Here is an 11,562-nt window from a genome sequence, read left to right on the forward strand (position 1 = left end):
TGTATTTATACATCTCGTCGCCCCCAAGTGCAAGCTTTTTAACATGTTTCGGCCATTTTCCTTGCACTTATTATACCATAATTCTTGCGATTTGTCTTGCCTTGCTGTATATTTTCTTTTGTTCAGCGGGCATTAATTAATCTTTTGCAAAAGCCGCAGGAACGGAACGCGAATTAATATTAATATAAATACCCGCATAGAAAACAGCAGCCAAAACAGGCTGCTGCTTTTTTACCGCTGCTATTCCATTATTTCTTACTATAAAAAGCTCTGGTATATGAGCTTTTCTCTCACATTAATACATAGCCGCGCTATATTTACGTCTTATATACATTATTTATCTGCAGCAGCTTCCGTAATAATAACAGCTGCAGCAGCTATAGCAGCGGCCGCAGAATCTGCAGCTTCGGCTGCGACATCCGCAGCATGAGCAACAGCGACGGCATGGTAAACAACACATAAGATCCCTCCTTCCATAAGGATATGTAATCTATATGTTATATACCTTATCAACATTATATGCTGTCGATGCAGATACGGTGTATAGAATACTTTTCTCTGCTGTTCAACCCAGGAATAAAGCCTTGAAGGAGTGTGTGCGCGATAGGCAAAAGCAACAATACGGTCATTTGTTTATAGATATCTTGCCAGCTTTTGCTTGATCGAATTTCTGTCCTGCTTATACTGTTCCTTGAGACGGTTCATATATTCATTGAAAGCGCCAATCATCAACGGGTGTGTGAATGTGAAAGCAAAGCGCGGTGTATTTGATTTCATAACAATTACATATCCGTTGTTAATAATAATTTGCATATTGGAAAACGGCATTTCGGGAAGAAGGTAAAAACGGTAATTTGTATGCTCGTCGAGCAAAGTAATAATATTTTTTATATGCTGTGCATATTCCTCCGCGGTATAGTATATCTCCAGACCTACCATTATACTTCCGAGATTCAAAGGAGCATTTTCTGAAAGCAACTGCTCATCACTGGCAGTTGGAATGAATTCATATATATATCCGTTTAATAAAGCATCGTCGTAAAATTTTTTTCTGTAATTCCAAAATGACATGATTTGATTTGTTTCGTTTTCACCAAGCTTTACGCGTTTTAACATAGAAAGAAGCAGAGATTCCGGCATTGAACCTATTGAAAGTGAATTTAAAAGCGATGTGACTCCGCCATTCGGGGAAAGATCATTCGACCCAAGTAAAAAATTACTCCAATCGTTTTCCGTATATATTTTTATCAAAGGCTCACACATCGCAAGCAATCCCAAGTATTCTTTTTTCAAAAGCTCCAGATGAGAATGGTCGGTATAATAATTATATAATCCGTTTCCTTCAAAACCTTTTACATGACATGCCTCAATGCACGCCATATCCGGGCAAAGAAAAATCGTGTGTGAAAAACGTCCGTCAGCGCTTCGCTTGCATACATATGGCTCAATAATACCCGACATATATAACGGCATCCAGCTTTCGATTGCCGATATCATTTCAGCAATATCTCGGTCAATATTATGTATAATTTTGATTTTTATCCCACGACGAACGCATTCGCTCATAAGCGTAAACCATTTTAACCGAAAACCGCTGTCGCCGGTCATCCATTTAATATTTTGATCAGAATATAACCACAGTTCTCTTGCGCCCATTTTGACTATGCTGCCTAAAAAGCGAATAATCGCAAAGCGAAGTCCGGCTATCCCTGAATAAAAAACGCGACTGTCATTTAATATTTCACGAGATGCCACAGCGTCAAAGTCAGGAAGCGGAATTTTTATATCAGGCGTAAAAGAATCAATGCTTTCAAGAAGCCTGTCAACGGCGGATTCGTCACCGCTCTTTCCAAAGTCGCACAACCATTCGCGAAAGGCTATCATACGATAGTCGTCATCTTCAAGCAACGACGGTGAAACATTCATCAGCTTAGCCAAACCGTTTATTTCATGCTGTTCTTTTATTCTTTCCAGCAGATAATCGCAGATAAAATTAATAAGCCGCATATTGGATTTTGGAGTTCTGACGCCGTTTCGAAAGCGGCTGATATGTGACGGATCAATATTAACCGCTCTGCTCAAACGGATATTGGACAGCCCGAGCATATTCATAACGGCGTTGAGTTTGTCACCGAAAAAACGGAACGGAGCAGGACGGAATAATACCACTTTTTCCTTCTCTGTTGTTTTTGAGCATATGCAGTCTGAAAAAAGCCAATCGTACAGTGCTGTTTTTATTTGCTGGGAGCTTTCCAAAGGGTTTTCTCCAAAAACCGAGCATAATAACGGCAACGCATTCCTGTTATCCGCATATGTATATACACCTTCAATGAACTTACGAACCGGGGTGCTTCCGGGCTTCGGTATTCTTGCTCCGGTTCGAAAACGGCTGATATTTGACGCACTGAATCCCGCATATTTGGCTATATCGGCATTGGTAGCCAAAAGTCTGGTTATGAGTATATTAATTTTTTCTGAAAACACTTTTCTCACCATCCTTTTTATTGGGCTTTTCTTTTATATACAACAAAGCTTATATAAATGCCATTTTAATAACAGTATATCAGAAATTATTATAATAATCAATCTTCATGACAGCATTTTGGCATTGCCATAATTGTGCCATGCATGGAATGAACGTATGATTTCTGATATAATAGAATAAAAGCTGGCAACAAATATCCCGCCATGGTTTTTCTTTAGCAATCCGAGGAATAACGCATATCAACATGAAAGGTCATAATACCCGGTGTAGTATATTATCCGGCGCCGAGTGAAATGAAGTGAAGTGAAGTGAAATGAAATTGTATCGTCATGGATAAGCCATTAATTAGTATAATCCTCGGTGATGACGGAAAATATCGCTGGGTTTATGATTTGAACTTATATAAAACTCCCATAATATTGTTTATGTTATGGAAAATAATCGGTCTGATCTTGTCCGGCATATGGTTATTCATCGTTCTTATTTCATCCGGTGATTTCGGGTTCTGGCCGGATGGCTTTTTATCGCAGTTCAGATTTTTTATCATTTTTATTCCGGGTTTTCTTGTTTTTACAACTGTCTGTTATTATATTTATGTGCTTTTTATAGGCGGCAAATACTGCGTAATGTTTGAAATGAACGAAAAAGGTATACGTCATACTCAAGCTCCGCAGCAATTTAAAAAAGCGCAGGCGCTCGCGGCAATAACCGCCATTACCGGCATAGCAAAGAAAGCCCCAGGCATAACAGGAGCAGGAATTCTGGCGGGTACAAAGCAGTCAATATATTCGGATTTTAAATCCATCAAAACTATTCAGGTGTATAAAAGACAGGGCATAATAAAGCTTAACTCGCCTTTTTGTAAAAACCAGATCTATGTCGTAAAAGAAGATTTTAATTTTGTTCTCGAATATATAATAACGCACACAAAAGCAACAGCAATAACAATAAAAAATTAACCGGACGCAAGGCAATCAAATTTTGATAATAACAGCAAATATGTCAGCAGAGTGTATTCTTTTGCAAATACACTCTGCTGTTTTTTGTTTTATCTTTTTCCATTAGCTTTTTATGTTTGCGGTGTAGGATTTTTCTTACGCTTTAATAAACATCAAAGCATAAATTACAGATTCAATTCTCTATTAGAACGATTTTACACCTAATATTTGCATATAAAATCAATCTCTTTTATCTGAATATTTATGCAAAAAGCAGTTTTTTCAAAAACCACTTGATTATCGTATAAAAGTGTTTATAATGTGTAAGACACTTTATGAAAAGGCGGCTCGCTGAACATCAGCGAAAAAGTATGATCAAAAATTATATCCACAGACTAAAAACAGAATTTGAAAACTACAATGCCGGAAAATTCGGCAAAGATGTGATGTCGGGCATTACAGTCGCGGCGGTTGCATTGCCTCTTGCTCTTGCGTTCGGCGTAAGCTCGGGCGCAGATGCCGCGGCAGGACTCATAACCGCAATAATTGCGGGCTTCATTATAAGCGCTTTTTCAGGCGCGTCATTTCAAATAAGCGGTCCCACAGGCGCAATGACCGCCGTACTTATAACAATAGTATCGAAATATAAGCTTCAGGGCGTATTTATTGTCAGTATGATTGCCGGAATCATACTCCTTATCGCAGGAATATGTAAGCTCGGAAAAATCGTGAACATAATTCCCTCCCCTGTGGTCACTGGTTTTACCTCCGGCATAGCAATAATTATCGCGCTTGGTCAGATAGATAATTTTTTCGGAACCGTATCAAGAGGTGATACAGTAATTGAAAAGCTCACGTCTTACGGCTCCATTGGTTTTTCTCCAAATGCGCAGGCTGTCATAACCGGTCTTATCGTTATTGCAGTTATGGTTTTATGGCCGAAAAAATGGAATACAAAAATCCCTTCTTCTTTTATAGGTATCATTATTGCGGCTTTGGCATCTAATATACTCGGCTTTGATGTAGCGACAGTCGGTGCTATTCCGAAAACATTTCTACCTCCGATAAGGCTTGATATAGCGGCAATTGATTTAAAGGCAATTCCGCAGATGATTTCACCGGCGATTACAATAGCCGCGCTGGGAATGATAGAAAGCCTGCTGTGCGGAGCAAGCGCATCCCGTATGAAAAACGAAAGCTTTGACGCGGATCAGGAGCTGATCGCACAGGGGATCGGCAATATTATAATTCCCTTTTTCGGCGGAGTTCCCGCGACTGCGGCAATAGCACGCACCAGCGTCGCGATAAAATCCGGCTGCCAAACGCGTCTTACCGGTATATTTCACGCAGTCGGCCTGCTTCTTTCGATGTTTTTGCTCAGTGATATCATGTCGAAGCTGCCTCTTTCCGCGCTTGCCGGAGTGTTGATCGTAACCGCATGGCGCATGAACGAGTGGCATTCAATTAAATATATATTCAGAAACAAATTCAAATCCGCAGCGGCTCAATTCCTCGTCACGATGGCCTGCACCGTTATTTTTGACCTGACAATAGCGATAATCATCGGTGTATTGCTGGCTATGATCATTTTCGTGATAAACGCGATAACGATAAATATAAGCCTTTCCGAAGCAAAACGCGCAAATACTGCCGAAAAAAAGCCGGATAATGACGGTATCACGCTTGTTTATGTAACCGGCATAATCTTCTTTGCCAATATAGAAAAATTAAAGAAAAAGCTTTCTTCTCTTGATGTGAAAAACACATTGATAGTGTCGATGCGCGGAGTATCCGGCGTCGATATGAACGGAGCGCTGGGTATTATTGATATTATCTCCGACTACAGCAAAGCCGGTAAAAAAATAATATTCTGCGGTTTACAGAACAGCGTTAAGCAAATGATCGAGCGCGTCGACGTAAGCAATGATATACCCCGCGATTGTTGTTATTCAAATACAGATAAAGCTTTCACCGAATATGCCGAAGCGTAAAAGATTAAAATTGAATTTATTTTCGTAAACCGACATAGCGGCTCTTTTCAGATCCGCTATGTTTTTCTAATATCAGGAATTTAATACGTTTTCGTCTATTCTGCGGACAACACTGTGTGTATACGCGGTAAAATATTTTCTCCAAAAACCGTATGCCGTCGGATTGATACTCTCATAGTCAACGCCGAGACGTGTATAGCTTGTTTTAAATTTTTGTATCAATAAACTCAGAAGCTTTTGATTTAAACCTTTTCCCCTATGTTCCTGTAAGCAATATGCCCCTTTCACATGTATATACCCGGGCGTATCACATATAAAAGTTTCCCCGTCAAGCTCCGCTCTTATATATGCGACGATCCGGTCGTTATTTTTGGCGACGAAATATGCAGAGTGAAAATACTCTGCCTGTTTCATGAAAGAATCCGGAGTTTCCGATGGACGGAGCATAAACGTAGGGCTTGCTGCCATATGAGCATCAAGCATATGCTCAAGCGGCAGAATTTGCGGAAACTCATCGTGTGTTAGCTCAGAAAAGCTATAGCCTGCACACGACGGCGCGGTAATATCATTCATTTCTCGTATAGTATCAACACATCTCATACCGAAACCATAACGAAAGAATTGCTCCTGCGTTTCTCTATCGTGGGCGTATAGGCATACAGCATGACTCGAAACACCCGCATTCGCCCATTTTTTCCCCGCCGCCTGATACATACGTGCATAAATTTCCGAGCGATTTACCCTGATTGCACCATTTGCTCCCATAGGCGAAAAAACTCCTACCGCTTCAGTGGAGCCGAAAGCGTTTTTGAATGGAGAAACACAGCACAAAAATCCAAGCATCCGGTTACCTTCAAACGCAGCTACGCCAAGGCCGTTTTCCGCATACGGTGTTAAGTCCGGTATTTTGGTAACCGGAGGTAGAGCCGGAACAGAATTTCGTTCTTCATCGTAATTTGCATGAGCTAACGAGGCGGCTTCTGGTATATGGGAGTATGTAAAATCAACTATATTCATTTTGGTAATTCCTCATTTCGTAAATTTTTTGAAGCGCATTCAAGCCCCAGCACTTTTCTTCATGATTTTCCGAAAACATATATTCCTGAAGCATACGGTATCCGAATTTTATAAGTATGATTGTCAGAATACGCTTTTCATCAAAGGGCGGTATATCCATATGCTCCGAAATACCTCTCAAATAAGCCGGAACAAGCCTGTGAAAGTTTTCTTCAAAGCGTTCAACATCCATACCATCCACAATTACACTCGCTATGTCTTCTCCGAGAAAACCCCAGCCGGCAGTGTCCCAATCGATAACCCTTATTTTACCATTCGTGAAAAATATGTTTTCATTCCAGAAATCCCGATGGCACAATACAATCGGTAATGTCTTTAACTCGTCGAACAACATATCTCTGTTATCATCAATATCCATAAGCATTTTCTTTAAATGAGAAGGTATATCGCAGCCTTTTGATCGCAGAAAGCTATATTCAAAGGATTTGCCCTCTGTCAAGCGAATGTCGCCGTCTTTAAGCATTTGCTTTATAAATACCGGCATTCGGCATAACTCAGATGTCAGGAAATCATATGTGAAGGTCTGAGTATGCCACTGGTTAAATTCTCTTTCTAAAAAGCCTTCATTACCCAAACATAAGATATCCTTGAAATCATCGCGAAGCTTTGATATTCTGCCTTGAAAACGCCCAAGCTCCCGTGCGGCTTGTTCAAGCATTTCGATTGTAAGACTTGTGCCCGACTCGCCTTCGATATACTCCATAAAAAGCTGCATTTCATCATCGTTTATTTCCGCGCGGTAGCATTCGGGCATTCGAAAGCTTTCTGAAAATGCTTTCCCGAAATTGGAAGCATAAAGATCGTATTCTCTCCGCCAGGATTGAGGATCGCCGGGGCGTTCCCATTTCTTCTGTTTCTTCCAAACAATTGAAAACGATTCCTCATTCCCATCTGCGGATATGGCTTTGCCTGTAATGAGTTTTACATCTCCCAGCGTGCCTCCGTTCAGTTGTGTTGTTTGGAAGCTGCAAGAAAGTATTCTTTTACCAAGCTTTTTTGATAATATCTGCGTTAAAATTTCCGGCGAAAGTATATCATTCATAAATTTTATCCCACCCTTCAATCATAAACATCATTATTAAACGATACTTTTATTTTGTTACCTGCTTGCGGTGAATGTAAACGTCTTTTCCGAAGCTGCCGACATAATGGATTTCTTCCCAGCCGCGGGATGTCAGTTCTTCACTTGGCGACATATTCCGTTCAGAGTCACCGGGACAGTCAAGCAACCAGCCTCCTGGTTTGCAGACACGGGTAATTTCCGCAAGCTCCGCATCCCAATCATCGCCGATAACGTGACCAGACATCACAATATCAAATGTATTATCGGGAAACGGAAGCTCTGTGACAAGACCGTCAAGCACGCGGATATTCGTGATACCCTCGCGCTTAACCTTGTCACGCATAAACTCACGCAGTGTCCCGACGGGCTCGCTCGCGTAGACCCAGGCCGCTTTCTCAGCCGCGGCAAAGGTAAGCCGGCCGGAGCCTGCGCCTACATCAAGTACGGTTTTACCTGTCAAATTAGCAAGCGCAAACAGACGTTCTTTGCTCCATCCGCGTATGAAGTCGCACTTTTCCGCCATAACCTGCGGCGTGGTGTAAACAACGAAGTCCTCCACACCCGCCATTGCGTAAACCTCTGCGGCACGAATTTGCTCCGTATCGGCAACAGCAGGCACGCATGCTATAAGCCCCGATATCAGCGAAGAGCACTCCGGACAACGCTGTTCAAGATACCACCTGACCGCAGGATTTGCGGAGAGTGCAATGCCCATACTTTTTTTCCATTTTTCGCTGTCTACGTACCAGCCAGCGCTATCCAGCATTATCAGAATCTGAAAACGCTCCAAAAGCAGAAAGCTGTTGAATGAATAATTATTAGGGTTAATCCAACCTAATGGCATATAATCCTCCATGTCACAGGAGGGCTAAAATATAGTCACCCTCCTGTATTTGTTATTGGATGCTAATGTTGAATTTTTCATAAGAAATCATCCCTTTTGTTTAAATTTATTATATCGCCGGAGCAGTATAACCGATTATGATATCAATACTTATCCCTTTCATCTTTCTCCAAAACCTCTACATAAAGACCAGGAGTCGTTTTCATCCGCATTGAAGATTCACAGATCGTCTATTTTATTTGCATCAGCTAATTTAATTTTCGAGCTTCTTTTCAAATGTGTATCCGATTAGTTTCTCTCCGTCACCGCAGGTGCACTCGTATTCTTCTATGGCTTTATAGCCGCATTTTACATAACAGCCCTGCGCCTTGATATTGTCCGATTGCGTATGTATACATGTTTTTTCAAATCCGCAGTCCGCCGCAAATTTTTCCGCGCAATTGATTGCAAAGCAGCCAAAGCCTTTGCGTTGATATTCGGGAAGGATCACAAGCATCGAAATCCACACGGCATCACCATCAAACCCGTTGAGCTTCATCCATCCGACAGGCTTTTCATATGAATATATGATAAAATTCTTTTCGTACTTGTCGGAAAGCCACATGGAATATGTGTTTTCCCATTCGTTAAGCGATGTTTTAACTGTATGAAGCGACTTTACGATGTCCGGTAAATTCATTATTCTGTGCAAAAACGGAATATGATCATGTCCAAACATGCGCATAACCGGTTCTGTCGGGATCGTCTCAAACGTCCTGTCGTATTCTCTCGCTTTCACGGCGTCAACCGAGCTTAATAATGGCGCTTCGTGAAATTTTCCCGTCACGCCGTATAGATAGCCCGGTATCAGCTCCATTCCCATAAATGCGGGAAAATTTACGCCCCACGATGTTGTTATTCCGAATTTTTCCGCATTGGAAAACCCGAAGCGAGGATAATATTCCGGATGCCCGAAGAAAAATATCGCGCCGAAGCCAAGCTGCTTTGCTTTTTCTATTGTATATACCATTATCGCGGTACCAACGCCTGTTTTACGGTATTCAGGCAATACTGAAAGAGGCCCGAAATTGATAACCATTATCTTTTCGCCGTCCGGCTTTTCTATATATGCTGTTGTATACATCACGTTCCCTATGATTTTTTCATCGTAAACCGCGACTATGTCAAGCTCAGGAATAAATTCCGACGCAGTGCGCAGCGTATACGCGAGATAATGCTCGTCCGCGCCTATGCCTCTGAGCTTTTCGATGCGATCGGGCCATATCTGCCAAAAAGCTCGCCGCGTGAGGATTTCGACCTCCCGCCAATCCTTTTCTTCTTCCCTGCGAAGGGTTATTTGCATCCCGTTCGGAAGTATAACCTCATGACAATCTTTGTCGTTCATTTCTTCATTTCACCTCTTTTCTGCATATTTTTATTCTGTTTTGCAATCGATTTATGCCATTCCTGCTTCTGTCGCAGATATGATGCTTTATCATCCGTAAACTTGGCTTCACGTTTCAGATTAAGATAGCTCTCCCATCTTTCCCGCGAAAGCTCTCCGCTTTCAATGGCGGCCTTCACCGCACAGCCCGGTTCGCTTTGATGCTTGCAGTCTGAAAATTTACAGCGTCCGAAATACTGCTCCACATCGTTAAATGCTTCACCGAGCCCGGACGATACATCCCACATTCCCAATTCACGCATACCGGGTGTGTCTATTATCATAACTCCCGAATTCAGCATTATCAGCTGACGGTGAGTTGTGGTGTGTCTTCCTCTGCTGTCATCTTCACGGATTTCGTTAACCGCCATGATTTCCTCGCCCGCTAAGGCATTCACAAGGCTTGATTTTCCAACACCGGACGAGCCGAGAAAGACAATCGTCCTGCGCGGCTTTAAATACTCGGACAACTCGTGTAGTCCGTACCCGGTCTTTGCGCTGACCGCAAACACTCCGGCGCCAACGGCCGTTTTTTCAGCCGCTCGTATCATATCCCCGTAATCATCGGATAAGTCAGCCTTCGTCAGTATAACTACCGGCACAGCTCCGGACTGCCATGCGAGCGTGAGATAACGTTCGAGCCGTCTCAGGTTAAAATCATAATTCAGCGACTGCATTATGAACACATAATCAAAATTCGCCGCCACCGCCTGTTCGGCATGACCCGCTGACGACGGATCGAGACGGGAAAAATAAGACTTGCGTTCAAGTGTTTTTATTATCCTGCATTCACTATTTTCGTAGTTATCGATCAAAACGAAGTCGCCCACAGTCGGGAATACTTCGCCCACGCCCATAGCTGCTTTTTCACCTCTGTATTCGGCGTTTTTTAAACATCCGTAAATCCCGCCCTGTTCAAATATAAGCTCATAACGGTCTTTATGAACCGCGGTGACACGAGCGAGAACAGCAGTTGAATTATTTTCCGTAAGCATGGATGGGATATATCCGTAATCCATTAAATTTATCATTTGTTTCCTCCATATTTCTGTCTATTATTAAAACGGCATTTAATAAATCTTGTCTAATAAGAGAGATAAACCCATATATAAGAGTCTCTTCTCTCTTTGAGCGGTAATTTTTTAAATGCCGAGTTAATAATCCATTTATTGATAGTTCAATCATTTAAAACATGCTCCTTTCAATTAAATTTAGGCGCAAAAATGCCGCGGAAAGCAGCCATTCGGCTGTTTTCTGCGGCTTGGTCGGCGTTTTTCACACACAAAAATGCATGAAAAAAGACACGCCGAACGTGTCTCTGCGAAAAAGCAGTATTCACGAAAGGTTACTTAATGGCATCGACCGAATAAGAGCGCGACGCGCCCCGAAGTATTCATTCTATTCGTCTCTGCCGGTATTCAGTTTTTAAGCTTTTACCGCCTCAAAAACTACAGTCATCTAAAAAACTCCTTTCGCTTCCGCATTAATGCGGAGTTATCATTTACATTATATCCATAAAATAGAGAAATGTCAATGGGCTATTTTAATTTTTTAAATGCGATTTGTTATGATACAATAGATAGGTGACAAGATATGTGAAAAAGAAGTAGAAAAACGAACTCAAATATAGTATGATGTTAATAACAACAAAAACACATACAAGAAGAGGACGTTTTTCTATGAACAGTATAACATCAGAAGCACACTTTCGTCAACGGGTAGTGAAATATTCTTACAAAAA

General features: G+C 41.7%; 8 protein-coding genes. 2 read left to right on the forward strand and 6 right to left on the reverse strand.

Annotated elements, in window-relative coordinates:
* Window positions 1-633: 633 nt before the first annotated feature.
* Window positions 634-2,484 carry a helix-turn-helix transcriptional regulator gene (locus VB118_11110; GenBank protein MEA4833148.1) on the reverse strand — a complete coding sequence of 617 codons (1,851 nt, stop codon included), beginning with the start codon at window positions 2,482-2,484 and terminating at the stop codon, window positions 634-636.
* Between the two features lie 330 nt (window positions 2,485-2,814).
* On the opposite strand from VB118_11110, the gene VB118_11115 reads away from it, so the two are divergent.
* Window positions 2,815-3,444 carry a hypothetical protein gene (locus VB118_11115; GenBank protein ID MEA4833149.1) on the forward strand — a complete coding sequence of 210 codons (630 nt, stop codon included), beginning with the start codon at window positions 2,815-2,817 and terminating at the stop codon, window positions 3,442-3,444.
* 350 nt (window positions 3,445-3,794) lie between these two features.
* Window positions 3,795-5,414, forward strand: a complete 1,620-nt coding sequence (locus VB118_11120; protein MEA4833150.1) for a SulP family inorganic anion transporter — start codon at window positions 3,795-3,797, stop codon at window positions 5,412-5,414.
* 72 nt (window positions 5,415-5,486) lie between these two features.
* Here the strand turns inward: VB118_11120 and VB118_11125 are convergent, their stop codons facing one another.
* From VB118_11125 to rsgA, 5 genes are all read right to left on the reverse strand, one after another.
* Window positions 5,487-6,431 carry a GNAT family N-acetyltransferase gene (locus VB118_11125; protein MEA4833151.1) on the reverse strand — a complete coding sequence of 315 codons (945 nt, stop codon included), beginning with the start codon at window positions 6,429-6,431 and terminating at the stop codon, window positions 5,487-5,489.
* Window positions 6,418-7,533: an aminoglycoside phosphotransferase family protein gene (locus tag VB118_11130; GenBank protein MEA4833152.1), complete on the reverse strand. Its 1,116-nt coding sequence runs from the start codon at window positions 7,531-7,533 to the stop codon at window positions 6,418-6,420. Before VB118_11130 ends, VB118_11125 begins: the two co-directional genes overlap by 14 nt.
* 49 nt (window positions 7,534-7,582) lie before the next feature.
* A complete protein-coding gene (locus VB118_11135) occupies window positions 7,583-8,398 on the reverse strand; it encodes a methyltransferase domain-containing protein (GenBank protein ID MEA4833153.1) in 816 nt (271 codons plus the stop codon).
* A 253-nt stretch (window positions 8,399-8,651) separates the two neighbouring features.
* Window positions 8,652-9,782 carry a GNAT family N-acetyltransferase gene (locus VB118_11140; GenBank protein MEA4833154.1) on the reverse strand — a complete coding sequence of 377 codons (1,131 nt, stop codon included), beginning with the start codon at window positions 9,780-9,782 and terminating at the stop codon, window positions 8,652-8,654.
* On the reverse strand, window positions 9,779-10,852 hold the full coding sequence (gene rsgA / locus VB118_11145; protein MEA4833155.1) for a ribosome small subunit-dependent GTPase A: 1,074 nt from the start codon (window positions 10,850-10,852) through the stop codon (window positions 9,779-9,781). Before rsgA ends, VB118_11140 begins: the two co-directional genes overlap by 4 nt.
* Window positions 10,853-11,562: the final 710 nt, after the last annotated feature.

The organism is Oscillospiraceae bacterium (genome assembly GCA_034925865.1).
GTDB lineage: Bacteria > Bacillota > Clostridia > Oscillospirales > SIG627 > SIG704.